Annotated in this window: 13 protein-coding genes; 6 read left to right on the top strand and 7 right to left on the bottom strand. The window is 64.6% G+C overall.

Annotation, left to right across the window (positions count from 1 at the left end):
• The first annotated feature begins 84 nt into the window (after positions 1 to 84).
• Positions 85 to 489 carry a hypothetical protein gene (locus tag KUV81_RS09945; RefSeq protein ID WP_222543713.1) on the top strand — a complete coding sequence of 135 codons (405 nt, stop codon included), beginning with the start codon at positions 85 to 87 and terminating at the stop codon, positions 487 to 489.
• Between the two features lie 65 nt (positions 490 to 554).
• Here the strand turns inward: KUV81_RS09945 and hemL are convergent, their stop codons facing one another.
• The 5 genes from hemL to KUV81_RS09970 all read right to left on the bottom strand — a co-directional run bounded on the left by hemL (position 555) and on the right by KUV81_RS09970 (position 6,693).
• On the bottom strand, positions 555 to 1,844 hold the full coding sequence (gene hemL, locus KUV81_RS09950) for a glutamate-1-semialdehyde 2,1-aminomutase (RefSeq protein ID WP_222543714.1): 1,290 nt from the start codon (positions 1,842 to 1,844) through the stop codon (positions 555 to 557).
• 233 nt (positions 1,845 to 2,077) lie between these two features.
• Positions 2,078 to 2,542, bottom strand: a complete 465-nt coding sequence (gene pyrI, locus KUV81_RS09955) for an aspartate carbamoyltransferase regulatory subunit (protein ID WP_222543715.1) — start codon at positions 2,540 to 2,542, stop codon at positions 2,078 to 2,080.
• A 14-nt stretch (positions 2,543 to 2,556) separates the two neighbouring features.
• A complete protein-coding gene (pyrB, locus tag KUV81_RS09960; protein WP_222543716.1) occupies positions 2,557 to 3,486 on the bottom strand; it encodes an aspartate carbamoyltransferase in 930 nt (309 codons plus the stop codon).
• Between the two features lie 547 nt (positions 3,487 to 4,033).
• Positions 4,034 to 4,891, bottom strand: coding sequence for a response regulator (locus KUV81_RS09965; RefSeq protein ID WP_222543717.1), 858 nt, complete (start codon positions 4,889 to 4,891; stop codon positions 4,034 to 4,036).
• Positions 4,892 to 5,022: 131 nt separating this feature from the next.
• Positions 5,023 to 6,693 carry a chloride channel protein gene (locus tag KUV81_RS09970; protein WP_222543718.1) on the bottom strand — a complete coding sequence of 557 codons (1,671 nt, stop codon included), beginning with the start codon at positions 6,691 to 6,693 and terminating at the stop codon, positions 5,023 to 5,025.
• Between the two features lie 65 nt (positions 6,694 to 6,758).
• Here KUV81_RS09970 and KUV81_RS09975 point away from each other — a divergent pair, with 65 nt between their 5' ends.
• Positions 6,759 to 7,511: a DUF6776 family protein gene (locus tag KUV81_RS09975; protein WP_222543719.1), complete on the top strand. Its 753-nt coding sequence runs from the start codon at positions 6,759 to 6,761 to the stop codon at positions 7,509 to 7,511.
• A 66-nt stretch (positions 7,512 to 7,577) separates the two neighbouring features.
• Positions 7,578 to 7,928 (top strand): iron-sulfur cluster insertion protein ErpA, encoded by a 351-nt coding sequence (erpA, locus tag KUV81_RS09980; RefSeq protein ID WP_222543720.1) that lies wholly within the window; start codon positions 7,578 to 7,580, stop codon positions 7,926 to 7,928.
• 69 nt (positions 7,929 to 7,997) lie between these two features.
• Here the strand turns inward: erpA and KUV81_RS09985 are convergent, their stop codons facing one another.
• Positions 7,998 to 9,146: an energy transducer TonB gene (locus KUV81_RS09985; protein WP_222543721.1), complete on the bottom strand. Its 1,149-nt coding sequence runs from the start codon at positions 9,144 to 9,146 to the stop codon at positions 7,998 to 8,000.
• Positions 9,147 to 9,354: 208 nt separating this feature from the next.
• Between KUV81_RS09985 and KUV81_RS09990 the strand changes: the two genes are divergently transcribed.
• The 3 genes from KUV81_RS09990 (at position 9,355) to KUV81_RS10000 (ending at position 14,539) form a co-directional block, all read left to right on the top strand.
• The gene (locus tag KUV81_RS09990) at positions 9,355 to 10,425 is read left to right on the top strand and encodes an efflux RND transporter periplasmic adaptor subunit (RefSeq protein WP_222543722.1); all 1,071 of its coding nucleotides are present in this window, start codon (positions 9,355 to 9,357) and stop codon (positions 10,423 to 10,425) included.
• On the top strand, positions 10,422 to 13,556 hold the full coding sequence (locus tag KUV81_RS09995; protein WP_222543723.1) for an efflux RND transporter permease subunit: 3,135 nt from the start codon (positions 10,422 to 10,424) through the stop codon (positions 13,554 to 13,556). The genes KUV81_RS09990 and KUV81_RS09995 overlap by 4 nt, the downstream gene beginning before the upstream one ends.
• 167 nt (positions 13,557 to 13,723) lie before the next feature.
• Positions 13,724 to 14,539 (top strand): DUF4097 family beta strand repeat-containing protein, encoded by an 816-nt coding sequence (locus KUV81_RS10000; RefSeq protein WP_222543724.1) that lies wholly within the window; start codon positions 13,724 to 13,726, stop codon positions 14,537 to 14,539.
• Positions 14,540 to 14,604: 65 nt separating this feature from the next.
• Here KUV81_RS10000 and KUV81_RS10005 read toward each other — a convergent pair whose 3' ends face one another.
• Positions 14,605 to 16,275 carry an Ig-like domain-containing protein gene (locus tag KUV81_RS10005; RefSeq protein WP_222543725.1) on the bottom strand — a complete coding sequence of 557 codons (1,671 nt, stop codon included), beginning with the start codon at positions 16,273 to 16,275 and terminating at the stop codon, positions 14,605 to 14,607.
• Between the last annotated feature and the right edge of the window lie 16 nt (positions 16,276 to 16,291).

The following is a 16,291-nucleotide window of genomic DNA, read 5'->3' on the forward strand; positions in this document are numbered from 1 at the left end:
GAAAAAATGGCCACGAAACCTTGGCAGCGGGCGCCGACAGAGGTAGATTCTGCACACTTTTTGATAGATTGAGGGACGCTTCCCATGAAAACACTCTCGCTTACCGCCCTGGCGGCGGCCCTGGCCCTGACCTCCGTTTCAGCCCAGGCGCGCATTGAGGGGGGCTTTGGTTACGACCAGGGCTTTGGCGTGCTGATGCAGTTCGACAACAAGCTGAACGCCTTTATCGGCAACGACGGGGTGGCGGTGGATTACCTGTTCGCCCGAGGCGCCGTTACCCAGGTGGAGGAGATCCCGGTGAGCTGGTACGTGGGCGGCGGTGCCTTCGTCGGTTGGGATGACGGCTACGGGGTACGAGTGCCCTTCGGCCTGGAGTTCCACCTCAACAACCGCTGGGACGCCTTTGTGCAGATCGCCCCGGACCTGGACTTCGACGACAGCGCCAAGTTCGGCGTGGACGGCGCCATCGGCATCCGATACGCCTTCTAAGCCCGCCGACACCCACAAAAAAAGCCGCCCCAAAGGGCGGCTTTTTTGATCGACTGCTTCAGCGCTTAGGCGGCGGCAATCTTGGCCAGTACGCGGTCGGCGGCGGCGATGGTCTCGGCGATGTCCTCGTCGGAGTGCGCCATGGAGAGGAAGCCGGCTTCGAACGCGGAGGGGGCCAGGTTCACGCCCTCGTCCAGCATGCCGTGGAAGAATGCCTTGAAGTGGTCCATGTTGCAGCGGGAGACCTGGGCGAAGGAGCTGATGTTCTGCTCTTCGGTGAAGAAGAAGCCGAACATGCCGCCCACGGTGTTGATCGCCATCGGCACGCCGTGCTTGTCCGCCGCGGCCTTGAAGCCGTGGATCAGGGTCTCGGTCTTGGCGGTCAGCTCGTCGTACAGGCCAGGCTGCTGCAGCACTTCCAGCTGGGCCAGGCCCGCGGCCATGGCCACCGGGTTACCGGACAGGGTGCCGGCCTGGTACACCGGGCCGTTGGGGGCCAGGTGGGCCATCACGTCGGCGCGGCCACCGAAGGCGCCCACCGGCATGCCGCCGCCGATCACCTTACCCAGGCACACCAGGTCCGGGGTCACGCCGTAGTGGCCGTGGGCACCGGTCAGGGAGACGCGGAAGCCGGTCATCACCTCGTCGATGATCAGCAGGGCACCGTGCTCGTCACACAGGGCACGCAGGCCTTCCAGGAAGCCTTCTACCGGCGGGATGCAATTCATGTTACCGGCCACCGGCTCCAGGATGATGGCACCGATCTCGCCCGGGTTGGACTCGAACAGGGCCTTAACGCTGTCCAGATCGTTGTAGTCGGCGGTCAGGGTGTGCTTGGCGAAGTCCGCCGGCACGCCCGGGCTGGTGGGCTCGCCGAAGGTCAGCATGCCGGAGCCGGCTTTCACCAGCAGGCAGTCGGCGTGGCCGTGGTAGCAGCCTTCGAACTTGATGAACTTGTCGCGGCCGGTGAAGCCACGGGCCAGGCGCAGGGCGCTCATGGTGGCTTCGGTGCCGGAGTTCACCATCCGCACCTGCTCAACGCTGGGCAGCAGCTTGCAGACCAGGTTCGCCATCTCCACCTCGGACTGGGTGGGGGCGCCGAAGGAGAGGCCCTTGTGGGCCGCTTCGATCACGGCGTTGCGGATGCTGTCGTGGTTGTGACCCAGGATCATCGGGCCCCAGGAACCGACGTAGTCGATGTAGCGCTTGCCGTCGACGTCGAACAGGTAGGCGCCGTCGGCGCTGTCGATGAATACCGGGGTGCCGCCCACACCTTTAAAGGCGCGAACCGGGGAGTTTACGCCGCCGGGGATGGTTTTCTGGGCCTGATCAAACAGGGATTCGCTGCGGTTCATGGTTCTCCTTACTGGATCCTCTCTAGCCGGCGCGGTGGCCGGCCCACCAAAGGGTGCGGTTCGACGCGGTCGGGGTGTCACCCGACCACGGGGCGTTGGCCCGCGCAATGGGGTTGCCGTCCTGTGCAGGGGAGAGTGTCATCATTTGACCGGGATGATCAAGCGGCGTGATCACAGGGCGGTGGAAAACCAGCAAAAAGGCGCCCGGTGGGCGCCTTGGCGGGGTCGAGCGCTCAGCGTCGCTCGGTCATGCTCTCCCGGGTGAAGGCCTTCTCGCAGTAGTGGCACTTGAGCTTGATGCTGTCGCCCTTGCTGGCCACGGTAAAGCGGGTCTGCACCGGTTCGCTGTGGGTGATGCAGTTGCTGTTGGGGCACTGGAACACGCCGGTGACCTGCTCCGGCAAAGAGAGCTGCAGCTTGCGCACCACCTCGTAGTTCTCGATCTGGTTGACGGTGCAGTTGGGGGCCAGCAGCGCCAGCTGGTTGGCCAGCTCCTCGCCGATAAAGAGGTTCTCAATCTTGATGAGATCCTTGCTGCCCTGGGCGGAGGAGGGCAGGTTCAGGCCGATGGTGATGCGGTTTTCCGACTTGTGCAGCTGAAACAGGCGCAGCACCTTGATGCCGCTGTGGGCCGGGATGTGGTCGATCACCGAACCGTTCTTAATGGCTTCCACCTGGAGTTTGTTGTCTTTGGTCATGTCGAGGGGCTCCATTACAGGGATTCGTTGAGGACCAGGGCCAGCAGGGCCTGGCGCGCGTAGATGCCATTCTCCGCCTGCTGGAAGTAGTAGGCGTGGGGGGTGGCGTCCACATCGACGGTGATCTCATCCACCCGCGGCAGGGGGTGCAGCACCTTGAGGTTGGCCCGGGCGCCTTTCAGGGTGGCAGCAGAGAGGATGTAGGCGGATTTGACGTGGGCGTACTCGGACTCGTCGAAGCGCTCCTTCTGCACCCGGGTCATGTAGAGCACGTCCAGCTGGGGGACCACCTCGTCCATGCTGGTCAGCTCGTGGTACTGGATCCCGGCCTCGTCCAGCGCTTCGCACAGGTAGTCGGGCATCGCCAACACGTCCGGTGCGATGAAGTAGAAGGTGACGTTGTTGAACTTGGAGAGGGCTTGGGTCAGGGAGTGGACGGTGCGGCCGTACTTGAGGTCGCCGACAAAGGCGACGTTGAGGTTATCCAGCCGGCCCTGGGTCTCGTAGATGGAGAAGAGATCCAGCAGAGTCTGGGAGGGGTGCTGGTTGGCGCCGTCGCCGCCGTTGATCACCGGGACACCGTTAGAGTATTCGCTGGCCAAACGGGCGGCGCCCTCCTGGGGATGGCGCATCACGAAGGCGTCCACGTAGGAGCTGATCACCTGCACCGAGTCGGACAGGGTCTCCCCCTTCTTGGCCAGGGAGGTGTTGCCGCCGCTGTCGAAGCCGATGACGCTGCCGCCCAGGCGCTGGACCGCGGTTTCAAAGGAGAGGCGGGTGCGGGTGGAGGGTTCGAAGAAGCAGCTGGCCACCACCTTGTTCTTCAGCAGGGTGGGGTTGGGCTCGGCTTTGAGCGTGCCGGCGGTCTCGACAATGAGTTCCAGCTCAGCGCGGCTGAGCTCCGGAATGGAGATGATGTGCTTCTTGTACAGCGAACTCGCCATGACATGTGCTCCCGGTAGGCCTGTAGGGTGTGGGTGTTATTCAAAAAAAGCCCCCTTAAAAAAGGAGGCTTTTTTCGTGACCACAGCAAATAGAGAGAGAACCGAAGGCCGGCGGACGGCACTGGGTGCGCGGGGCAACGTGTCGGTTCATTTTTTGTCCTGCTGTGGCCATTTTTCGGAGGATTATACCGCCGTGGGCGATGGGCGCAAGGGGCGCCGGGGCGGGGAACCGGACTCAATTCATCTGCTTAGCGAACGGGTGGGCAAGCTGTGATCCGGCGCAATGAAGTTGCGGGCAAAGGGCAAAAAAAAGCCAGCAGACGGAGGAACGTCCTGCTGGCCGGGAAAGTTGCGCTCGCCAGGTTGGGATGGCGTGCCTGCCCGTCGGTTGTCGCCGAAGCTGGGCAGGGAGGGCATGCCCTCCGCGCCTGACACACTGATATATACGCATTCGGATGTGATTTTGTCTTTGAAAGTTTTTGAAAAATAATGAAGTCGATAAAAAACAATGGCTTAGAGGCTGCTGTTTGGAGTGAGTCGTTATTTTTTAAAGTGTTACAGGCATATATTGGGACAGCATCTGGAACAGGTTGTCGGCGTCCACCGCCACCCCCTGGGCCCCGTGCTCCAACACCAGGCGGCGCTGTGCCTCGGAGGGCAGGATGGTGTACATCAGGTAGGGGGTGTCGTTGCCCTGTTGGCGCAGGGTCTCCACCAGTTTGAGTCCCGCCAGGGGATCCCCGGCCCGACCCATGTCGGAGATGATGACGTCGTACTGGTACATCGCCAGCAGCATCTTCGCCTCGTGGCTGGAGGTGGTGGTGTAGACGGCGACGGACTGCTGCTGCAAGCGGTGTCGCTCCTCGGCGTTGTTCTCCGGGTGATCGTCCACCCAGAGCACCCGGGCCACCGGGTTGTGGATCTCACCGATCTTGAGCGGTGCTTCACTGCGCTCCAGGATAAGCCAGCCCAGCAGGACCAGCACCACCAGCTGCAGCGCGATGGCCGCGGCCCACAGTGGGCGGCGTGGCGCTGAGGGTTGCTCCGGGGCAGGCATCGGCTCGGGGGCGCTGGGGGACTCGGGCAAGGGCACCTGGCGAGCCTGGGCTTCGCTGGCCAGGCGGTAGCCCCGGCCGTGCACCGTCTGGATCACCGGGAAGTCGGCCCCGGCGTCATTGAACAACTTGCGGGCGTCGGAGATGAGGCGGGAGATGGACCAGTTGCTCACCCGGGTATCGGGCCAGAGGGCCGCCAGCAAAGTGGCCTGGTCCAGGTGCTCCGGCGCCCGTTCAATCAGCAGCTGCAGCAGGCGAATGAGGCGTTCGTCGCTGCTGAGCAGGGTCTGGCCCCTATAAAGACTGTGGTGACGGACGTCGAGAATAAAGTCGTCGATTTGATAGCGCATGGCGATGGGGGCTTCCGTGCTTTAAGGCCAAGTCGTTACCTAACCCATTGAATAGAATTCGCCTCTTGTCGTCAAACCCCGGATAACCCCCGGCGATAACCCAAGGGGGTTTGGTTATCCGCCTGAGAGGATCACACCTCGCCGCCGCGGAAGAACTTGTGCAGCATGGGCCAGGTGATCAGCCCCACCGGCGTGTCCGGGTTGTCCAGGTAGATGTAGACGGCGCCACCGCGCTTGGGCTCCAGCAGCCGGTACACCTCCGCCAGGGTGGCCCGGGTGGGCAGGCCGGGCACCGGCTCCTGTTTCAGGGCGCTGTTGCTGTGGTCGGTGAAGTCGGCGTGCAGGGTGATCAGCTCCTGCCCCTCTTCGGTGGACCGCAGCAGACGGTGCTGGTCGGCGCTTTTGAGCAGCTCCAGCAGCTCGTCGTCCGCCAGACCAGGGCGGGCCAGCACGATGTCCCGGCTCATCAGTGCCAGCACCCCGGTTTTCTGCAGCGCCTGTTCCAGGGGCGGGACCCGGTACTCCAGCCCCATGATGTCGAGCTGACGCAGGAAGATGGCCCGGGCCCCCAGGCCCTCGTGGGCCAGCAGGAAGGCCGGCAGGGTCACCAGCAGGAAGGGCAGGATCACCGAGGCATCGTCGGTCAGCTCCACCAGGGCCAGCAGGGAGGCCATGGGGGCGTTGAGGCAGACCCCCATCAGGGCGGTCATGCCGATGGCGGCGTAGATCCCCTGGTAGGCCTCCAGTTGCGGCAGCATGGGGCTGAGGATCAGCGCCACCATGGCCCCCAGCAGGGCGCCCATGCCGTACAGCGGGCCAATCAGGCCACCGGGGATCCCCAGGCCAATGGCGGCGATGGTGGCCAGAGCCTTGGCCACCAGCAGCACCAGCAGGCCCAGGATGGTGGCGTTGTGGGAGTGGGCCAGGGTCACGGCGCTGTACTCGCCGCCCATGGCGCCGGGCACCACCACGGCAATCAGGGCGGTGGCCACCCCGGCGATGGCAAAGCGGGTGCCCAGATCCAGGGTGCTGGCCTTGCGGGTCACCAGCAACAGCGAGTGGTTGAACAGCGCGGCGACGATCCCCAGCACCAGGCCGAACATCAGCAGGGTGGGGTACTGGTCCAGCGGGATCCGCACCAGCTCCAGGTGGCTGTAGACGTGGATGTCGCCAAACACGGTGCGGTAGATGATGGCACCGATGATGGCCGCCAGCATGATGGGCAGGAAGTAGTGGATCTTGTAATCCCGCAGCACCACTTCCAGGACGAAGATCACACCGGCGAGCGGTGTATTAAAGATGGCGGCGATCCCGGCCGCTATGCCGCAGGATGAGAGGATCCGCATGGTGTTGTCCGGCAGCTCCCAGCGCTTGGACATCATGGTGGCGGCCGTGGCACCGATGTGTACCGCCGGCCCCTCCTTACCCACGGAGAATCCGCAGGCCAGGGCGACCACGGCGTGGACGAACTGGCCCACCCCACTGGTGAGGGAGATGCGGCCGTAGTGGCACTTGACCCGGTGGATGACGTAGGCGATGCCCATCCGCCGGTACGCGGTATCGGTGCGGCTGACCAGAAGGTAGATGACCCCGGCGCCCAGAATGGGCAGTGCCGCTCGCATCCACATCGGCAGCCCGGTAAAATCGCCAGACTCAATCAATACAAGGTGTTGCAGTCCGGAAACCGACAACTGGAAGAGCACGATCAGGCCGCTTGCCAGGGCGCCGACCAGCAGCCCCAGCAGGCAAAGATGCAGGCTGATTCGGGCGCTGGACAGCTTGAACTTGTAGTCGGCGAGCATGGCGTCTGCGGTTCGGTCGGGGATGGGGTGATGATACCACTGGTAAAGATAAGTAGAAGATAATGATGCAAAAATGGAAGCACCGCTGGCACGCACTGAGCCACTTCGAGCAGCGCTTTAAGCCCCGGGGACTGGTGCTGCTGCTGGCGGCCCTGGGCTTCATCCTGGTGGGCTATGGCATCGGTTACCTGGAGCAGTGGGCACTGCACCAGCAGGTGGATCTTTACCAGGACCAGAAGAAGGCCTGGGCCAAACAGCGCCTGACCCTGGAGAAGGAGCTGGCCACCCGGGCGCTGGAGATCCGGATGGAGCATCAGAGCCAGTTGGAAACCCGCGACATGATGGCCCGTCAGCGCGAGCAGATGCAGGCGCTGGAGACGGAGCTGGCCTTCTACCGCAACATCATGGCACCGGAGAAGAGCGCCGACGGCGTGCAGATCCACGACTTCGTGCTGGATGAAACCGCCGACGCCGACCGCTTCCGGTTCCGCCTGGTGCTGACCCAGCAGAAAATCCGCAAGCGCTTCGCCAAGGGCAACGTGACCCTGACCCTGCACGGCAGCGAACGGGGGCAGCCGGTGAGCCGCAACCTGACCGCCATGGGGGTGGAGAACGACGCCCTGCGCTTCTCCTTCCGCTACTTCCAGCAGATTGAGAGCGACTTCTCCCTGCCGGCGGATTTCATGCCCGAGCGCCTGGTGGTTCAGGTGCGGGTCTCCGCCTCCAGTGGCCAGCGGGCCGCCTCCACCGAGACCAGCTACCCCTTCAGTGATTTGGTGAGCCAGCCCACACTGGCCCAGCTGACCGACGGACAATGAGGGTCAAAGCTTGAATGCTTTGGTCGGGTATTGGATAATCGCCGGGCTGAACGTTGAGAGGTAAAGATGACAGTCGCCGCCGAACAAGCCATGCCCATTAAGTTTTCCGATGCCGCTGCCACCAAGGTCAAGACCCTGCTGGCGGAGGAGGAGAATCCCAATCTCAAGCTGCGGGTCTACGTGACCGGTGGCGGTTGCTCCGGGTTCCAATACGGCTTTACCTTCGACGAGAAGGTGAACGAAGGGGATTTCACCATCGAGAAAGAGGGCGTGACCCTGCTGGTGGACTCCATGAGCCTGCAGTACCTGGTGGGCGGTGAGGTGGATTACACCGAGGGGCTGGAGGGCAGCCGCTTCTTCGTCAACAACCCTAACGCCACCACCACCTGTGGTTGCGGTGCCTCCTTCTCCATCTAAGCGCAAACCGAATCCCAGAAAAACGCCCCGCATTGCGGGGCGTTTTTGATCCTGACCGAGAACGCCGGTTCAGGAGCGGCCGCGGTTCAGGCTGAAATCCAGTCGCACCATGGTTTCGGCCGCCACCGGCTCGCCGTCTTCAAACCTGGGGGCGTAGCGCCAGCCCTCCAGGGCCTTGATGGCGCTGCGTTCAAACGCCTTGCCGCCGGTGGACTCGCGCACCCGGGACTCGGCCACGAAACCCTGCGCGTCGATCACCAGATCCAGGATCACCATCCCCTCCTTGCCGCGGCGGGCCATCTCCGTCGGGTAGCCCGGGGCCACCCGAAACAGCGGTGCCTGTTCCTGGTTCTCGCTCCAGGGGCGCATCTGGCCAATGGCCACGCAGTGGGCCGTGGCCTGGGCCCGTTTGCCGCGGCGTTCGTACAGGTCCACCAGCAGAGTGCGGGCGCTCAGGGCGATCGGGTGGGAGTAATCCAGCCCGTCGTATTGGGCCACCACCTGCTCCAGCACTTCACTGGCCAGCACCCGCTCTCCTTGGGCGTAGTGCAGTTGTCCCTGGCGATAGCGGGCGTTGATCAGACGCACGTCGTTCTCGGGCAGCTGCGCCTGGTAGAGCCCCAGGGCCTGGTTGAGGTAGCGCTTGGCCTGGCGCTGCTGCGAACGCTCGGAGGTGGCGTGCAGGGCGTCGTACGCCTGGATGCCGATCTCCGCCTTCAGCAGGGGATTGGCGTGGGTCAGCGTCAGGGCACGGTCGAAGGCTTTGGTCTTCTCTTTGGGCGTCGAGGCCAGGCGCGCCGAGGCCAACAGTGGGTCCACCAGCTCAAGAGCCTGTGGGCCCAGGGCGGTTTCGTAGTGGGCAATGGCCTCGCGATAGGCCTGCTGAGCCATCTCCAGGTGAGCCTGTCGATGCGCTTGGTAGAGCGCGTCGTCCCTATCCGCCGGCCGATGTTGGCTCAGGGCCTCCAGGGCCGAGCCCCAGTTCATCGCCAGCATGGCGGTTTGCACGTCGTCATCGGCAAAGTGGACCTGGGCCAGGTGATAGGCCCGCTCGGCGTGTTCGGCGGTTTGCACCGGGTCGTCGGCGGCCAGGGCCTGCTGGTACTCGCCGAAGGCCTGGTAGACCTGATCCGGGTCCTGGGCCTGGGCGGGGGTAGTGAGAAACAGGGTGAGGGTCAGGGCCAGCGTGCGGCGGGCATTTAGGAAAACTGCATTCATATCCGTATGTTTTTCAAAGTGTTTTAACGTCCAGTGTCGAATCTCCACTGTGCGAAAAACCGGCGTGCTTGTCAAAGCGGTGGGTGTGGTCGGGGGCGGTGGTGCAATCTGCTGACGGAGCTGTTAAATAAAAGTAACAAACTTGTGTTTCGCTTTGCGGCGACGAAGCTTATCCTGCAGGCAGTTTTTTCTTTCCCCGGAGTTTTTCATGTCCCTTGCCCGTCACCCCTACGTCCTGGCCGCCGTCATTGCCCTGGCGTTGGCCGCCTGGATCCTGTCCGGCATCGGTAACCAGCCCGAGCAGGCCAAGGCCGCCACGACCGCCACCGAGGAGCAGGCCACCGAGGTGACCGGGCGCAAGGTACAAGCCCAGACGGTGATGCGGGAGGTGAACCTCTACGGCCGCACCGAGCCGGACCGCATGGCCACCCTGAGGGCCGAGGTGAAGGGGCGGGTGCTGGAGGTGCTGGCGGAGCGGGGTGCCCGGGTGCGCGCCGGCCAACCCCTGGTGCAGCTGCACCAGCGGGATCTACCCCAGCAACTGGCCCGGGCCCAGGCGGAGCTCAATCAACGACAGATCGACTTCGACGCCAGCCTGAAACTGGCCCAGCAGGGGCTGCAGGGGCGCCTGCGCCAGGCGGAGGTGGAGACCGAGCTGGTCAAAGCCCGAGCCGAAGTGAAACGGCTGGAGCTGGACCTAGCCCACACCACGGTGCGCGCCCCCTTTGACGGCGTGTTCAACGACCGCGTGGTGGAGCAGGGGGATTACCTGGCCATCGGCGATCCCATCGGCATGGTGGCGGATCTCGACCCCCTGGTGGTGAACGCCCAGATCACCGAGATCGACGTGGTGGGCCTCTCCGTGGGCCAGACCGCCTACGCCAGCTTTATCGGCGACGCCCCGGTGGAGGGCACCGTCCGCTACATCGCCTCGGTGTCCACCGAGGGCACCAACACTTTCCGCATCGAGGTGGCCCTGCCCAACCCCGATGGCCGACTGCGGGCGGGCAAAAGCACCGAGCTCAACGTGCCCCTGGAGTCCCGCAAAGCAATCTACATTACCCCGGCTCTGCTGGCCCTGGACGAGCTGGGCAATCTGGGGATCAAGACCGTGGAGCAGGACAGGGTCAGCTTCCTGCCCATCGAGGTGGTCAAGGCGGACGGCGACGGGATCTGGACCGGCGGTGTGCCCGATGAGGTTACCCTGATCACCGTGGGTCAGGGCTTTGTCCGTCACGGCGATCCGGTTGACGTGCACTACGAGGAGGCGGGTCAATGACCGGGGTGATCGCCGCCGCCCTGGCGCGCAGCCGCAGTGTATTGATGGTCTTTGTCCTGCTGCTGATCGCCGGCAGCATGACCTACCGCAGCATCCCCAAGGAGTCCGAGCCGGACATCACCATCCCGGTGATCTACGTCTCCATCGTCCACGACGGGATCTCCCCGGAGGACGCCGAGCGGATGCTGGTGCGCCCAATGGAGCAGGAGCTGCGCAGCATCGAGGGGATCGATGAGCTGCGGGCCACCGCCGCCGAGGGCCACGCCAGCCTGGTGATGGAGTTCGACGCCGGCTTCGATCCCAAGGTGGCGCTGGCGGACGTGCGGGACAAGGTGACCCTGGCCAAGGCCAAGCTGCCGGCGGACACCGAGGAGCCGACGGTGCACGAGGTGACCCTGGCGGAGGAGAACCCGGTGATCACCGTGACCCTCTCCGGCCCCATCCCCGAGCGCACCCTGGTGCAGATCGCCCGCACCCTGAGGGACAAGCTGGAGTCCCTGCCGGAGGTGCTGGAGGTGGAGATCGGCGGCGATCGCGAAGATTTGCTGGAGATCCTCATCGATCCGCTGCTTTTGGAGAGCTACCAGCTGGAGGTGGGGGACATCGCCACCCTGGTGGCCCGCTCCAACCGCCTGGTGCCCGCCGGCACCATGGACACCGGCGAGGGCCGCTTCGCCATCAAGGTGCCCTCGGTGTTCGAGTCGCTGAAGGACATCCTGGAGCTGCCGGTGAAGGTGCAGGGGGACCAGGTGGTCACCGTCGGTGACATCGCCACGGTGCGCCGCAGCTTCAAGGATCCCAACTCCTTCGCCCGTCTCAATCAGCAGCCGGCGTTGTCGCTGGAGGTCAAGAAGCGCCCCGGGGAGAACATCATCTCCACCGTGGCCAAGGTGAAAGCGATGATGGCGGCGGCCCAGGGTCAGTGGCCCCAGGCCCTGGAGGTGACCTACACCGGCGACCAGTCCGAGGACGTCGAGAGCATGCTCACCGATCTGCAGAACAACGTGCTCTCCGCCATCCTGCTGGTGGTGATCGTGGTGATCGCCGCCCTGGGGGCGCGCAGTGCCGCCCTGGTGGGGCTGGCGATCCCCGGATCCTTCCTCACCGGCATTCTGATCCTGGCCACCATGGGGCTGACGGTGAACATCGTGGTGCTGTTCGCGCTGATCATGGCGGTGGGGATGCTGGTGGACGGCGCCATCGTGGTCACCGAGTACGCCGACCGGCGGATGAGCGAGGGGGCACCGCGCAAGCGCGCCTACGCCGAGGCGGCCCAGCGGATGTCCTGGCCCATCATCGCCTCCACCGCCACCACCCTGGCGGCCTTCGCCCCGCTGATGTTCTGGCCCGGGATCATGGGCGAGTTCATGAAGTTCTTCCCCCTGACCCTGATCGCCACCCTGACCGCCTCGTTGCTGATGGCGCTCATCTTTGTGCCCACCCTGGGGGGCGTGTTCGGTCAGCCATTGCCTTTGAGTGAGGGGCAACGCCGGGCGATCCTGCAGGCGGAAGCCGGCGACATCACCACCTTGCCCGGGCTGTCCGGCCGTTACGTGCGGATGCTGGACCGGGCGATCCGCCACCCCTGGAAGGTGCTGGGCAGCGTCTTTTTGGGGCTGGGCCTTATCATCGGCGCCTACACCCAGTTCAACCACGGCACCGAGTTTTTCCCCAAGGTGGAGCCCTCGGGGCTCAACCTCTTTGTGCGCGGCTACGGCGATCTCTCCATCCACGAGAAGGACCGGCTGATGAAGCGGGTGGAATCCCGGCTGTCGGACATGCCGGAGCTGGAAACCCTCTACGCCCGCACCGACGGCGGTGATCGCATCGGCTACATCCGCTTGAACCTGGTGGAGTGGGACCAGCGGGAGACCGCGGACAATCTGCTGCCGCGGATCCGTGAACGGCTGGAGGGCCTGGCGGGGCTGGAGATCGAGGTGCGCAAGGACCAGAACGGTCCCTCCTCCGGCAAGGCGCTGCAGTTGGAGCTGGCCTCGCGCCTGCCCGATGCCCTGAACGACGCGGTGCGCAAGGTGCGCCGTGAGCTGGCGGCGGACGGCCGCTTCCTCAACCTGGAGGACACCGGCTCCAAGCCCGGCATCGAGTGGCAACTGTTGGTGGACCGCTCCAAGGCGGCCCGTTTCGCCGCCGACGCCACCGCCGTGGGCAACACGGTGCAGTTTGTCACCTCCGGCCTCAAGGTGGGGGAGTACCGCCCCGACGACGCCGACGAGGAGCTGGACATCCGCGCCCGCTTCCCCGCCGACAAACGTCACATCCTGCGGCTCGATCAGCTGCGCCTCAACACCCCCTATGGCCAGGTGCCGGTGTCCAACTTTGTCGAGCGCACCGCCGCCCCCAAGGTGGACAGCATCCGACGCATCGACGGCCGCCGGGTGATGACCATCAAGGCGGATCTGGCCCCCGGCGTCCAGCTCGGGGACGTGATGCCCGAGCTGCAGGCTCGCTTGCCGGAGCTGAAGCTGCACCCCTCGGTGGAGGCCAGCTTCACCGGTGAGAACGAGGAGCAGGCGGAGTCCCAGCAGTTCCTGGTCAACGCCTTCCTGGTGGCCCTGTTCATCATGGCGGTGATCCTGGTGACCCAGTTCAACAGCTTCTACCAGGCGTTTCTTATCCTGACCGCGGTGCTGCTCTCCACCGCCGGGGTACTGCTGGGGCTGATGATCGCCGGCAAGCCGTTCAATATCGTCATGTGTGGCCTGGGGATCATCGCCCTGGCGGGGATCGTGGTGAACAACAACATTGTGCTTATCGACACCTACAACGTGTTGCGGGCCCAGGGGATCGCCGCCCACGAGGCGATCTTGCGCACCGGTGCCCAGCGTCTGCGTCCGGTGATGCTCACCACCATCACCACCATCCTGGGTCTGATGCCCATGGTGCTGGAGACCAACATCGACCTCATCCACCGGGTGGTCGAGGTGGGTGGGCCCTCCACCCAGTGGTGGAGCCAGCTGGCCACCACGGTGGCCGGCGGCCTGGCCTTTGCCACCGTGCTGACCCTGGTGCTGACCCCGGCGCTGCTGGCCCTGCGGGCCCGGCACCAGGAGCGCAAGGCCGCCGCCACGGTGGCCCCGCCCCAGGAGGAGGCGCTGGAAGGCGCGGTCTGAACCCGAGCCCGCCGGTGGGGGATTCAACCAACCGGTGGGCCCTTTGACCACAGCTCGCCGCTCGCCAATTTTTATCCGGTTGATAAATAAAGGGTTGTTTCTCTGGCCCGGCTCTTGCTTTGTCTTTGGCCACCACCGTCATTTTCAACCCAATTAAGGAAAGCCCAATGATTCGATGGACCCCGATGCTGGCCCTGCCCCTGCTGCTCTCTGGCTGCGTCATCCACCTCGATGGCAGCAGCTGCCAAAGCGCCGATTACCAGACCGAGGAGGTCCTGCTGCTCAGCGCCTCGGACCTTCGCCGGTTCGAGGTGAAGGCGGACGCCGGCCAGCTGCTGATCTTCGGCGAGCCGGGGCGCAGTGAGATCAGCGTCGAGGCCACCCTCTACAGCACCGGCCCGGAGGCGGAGGATCACGATTTTCGCCTGGAGCGCCGCGGCGATACCGCGGTACTGACCGCCACTCAGCACAGCACCATGGGCTGCTGGCGCGACTCCCCCCGCATCGATCTGGTGGTCAAGGCGCCCGCCGGTCTGGATCTGACCGTGGACGACGGCAGTGGGGATCTGGAGATCCTCGGCATGACCGGCGCCCTGTCCGTGGAGGACGGCAGCGGCAACCTGGTGATCGACGGCGGCAGTCGCCTGGTGCTGGACGACGGCTCCGGCGATGCCCGGGTGCGCAATGTGACCGGGTCGGCCACCATTGAAGATGGCAGCGGCAACCTGTGGGTGAGCCGCATCGGCGGGGACCTGGAGGTCGACGATGGCTCCGGGGATCTGGCTATCGTCGAGGTGGCGGGAGCGGCGCGCATCGAGGACGGCTCGGGCAACCTGAGCGTCGAAAAGGTGGACGGAGTTGTCACCGTCGACGACGGCTCCGGCGACATCCGGGTGCGCCATGTCGGCGGTTTCACCCTGGTGGAGGGCGGCTCCGGCCAGCTCAGCCTCAAAGAGGTGACGGGGCCGGTAAGCCTCAACTGAGCCCCGCGCAGAAACAATAAAAGCGGCCCCGAGGGGCCGCTTTTTCTTTGCAGGGAGGGAGTGAATTACTTGTGCATCTTGCCGTCGTGGTTCTGCATCAGCTTCTGGGCGTAATCGTCCGCCTCGGCATGACACTGACCACAGGCAAAGCGCTGCTGCAGGTAGGGGAACATGTGAGTGTCCTTGGCGTCCGCGTCCACCAGCTGGCCCTGTTCGTTGTACAGGTCGATGGCGAAGGTGTGGATGCGGATGTCACCGCGCAGCTCGGCAGTGGGGCGGCCCTCACCGGTGACGTAACCGGAGGTGGCGTTCTTCACCACTTCGGGCATGTGACAGGTGGTGCACTCGAAGTTGGCGTGCAGCGTGGAGTTGAACTCCACCGCGTGGTCGCCGCTGTGGCAATCGGTACAGGCCTTCACCGCGCCCTGATGGATGGCTTCATCCTGGTTCAGGGTGGACTTGTGGGTGTCGTGGCAGACCGCACAGGCGTTTTCGGCCCCGTAGTAGATGGGGAACTTCTCGTAGTGCTTGCCGGTGATCTCGCCGCTGACCGGATCGATGGCCATCAGCTCATCGTGGGTCTGGTGGTGGCGGGGCAGGCCGCTGCGCACCATCACACGAGCGCCGTACTCGGGCCCTTCCGGGAACGCCTTGTTGAAGCTGCTCTCGTAGCCGTTCTTGTGGTTACGGTCGCCATCACGGGTGTGACATTCGGCGCAGTGCACCGGCTGGCCATAGCCCATGGCTTCACTTTGCAGATCCGCGGTCAGACGCGGAGTGGCGAAGCGGGTGATGTTGTCCTTGCTCGGCGCCTTGGTGTGCTCGATACCGGCACCGTGGCAGCTTTCACACTGCACGCCTTCGGCCACGAAGGTGCCGTAGATCCCGGGCAGGTCGTCCTGCTTCTGCGGGTTGAGCGCTTCGTCGTAAGGCTTCCAGCCGGTGGTGTGGCAGTGGCCGCAATCCCAGGGCTTGTCCACGGAGCCGGCGTTGTAGTTGGACATGATCTGGTCGTCCAGGCCCAGGGCTTCGGCGTGGATATTGTGCTGGGCCTGGGAGCCGGTCACCAGGTAACCGTCCTTGTCCATCCAGCGCAGTTTCCAGCCGTAACCACCGGAGGTGTAGCTCACGTCGGCGTAGGTCTGCGGGGTACCCAGGGTGTTGTCGGTGGACTCACCGTTGTTGTCGATCTGCTCCAGGGCACCGGAGACGTCGCTGTAGGGGAACTCGGGCACCTGGTCATCGGCGATCTGCATGATCTTGAAGTTGTGACCGTGCAGCTGGTGGCTGCGCATGTCGCCCAGGGAGGGGTTGCTGTGGCAGCCCAGGCAGCTCTGGCTGCCGGCGAAGATGGCTTCACCCACGGCCACGGTGATGGTGCCGGTGGCCTCATCGGTGCCGTCGCTGACGGTGTAGGCGATGGCAGCCTCACCCACGTAGCCCTTGGGATCAAAGAGGATCCGATCGCCCTGGATGGTCAGGTCGCCGTTGTCCACGGTGGCCGCGGCCAGGGTCAGGATGTCCCCTTCATCCTCGTCGCTGGCGTGCAGCATGGGGTTGATGGTGATCGGCAGGTTGCTTTCGGTCATGCGGGTGCCGTCAGCGGCCACCGGCGGGGTGTTCTCCGGCGGCGGCTCGGGCGGATCCACCGGCGGGTTGTCGTTGTCACTGCTGCAGCCGACGAGGGCTACGGAACCCATCAGCAGGGCCAGTGCGGTTTTTTGGAAGGCTTTCATCATCATCTCCTGCGAC

The organism is Ferrimonas balearica, from assembly GCF_019802085.1.
GTDB classification, from domain to species: domain Bacteria; phylum Pseudomonadota; class Gammaproteobacteria; order Enterobacterales; family Shewanellaceae; genus Ferrimonas; species Ferrimonas balearica_B.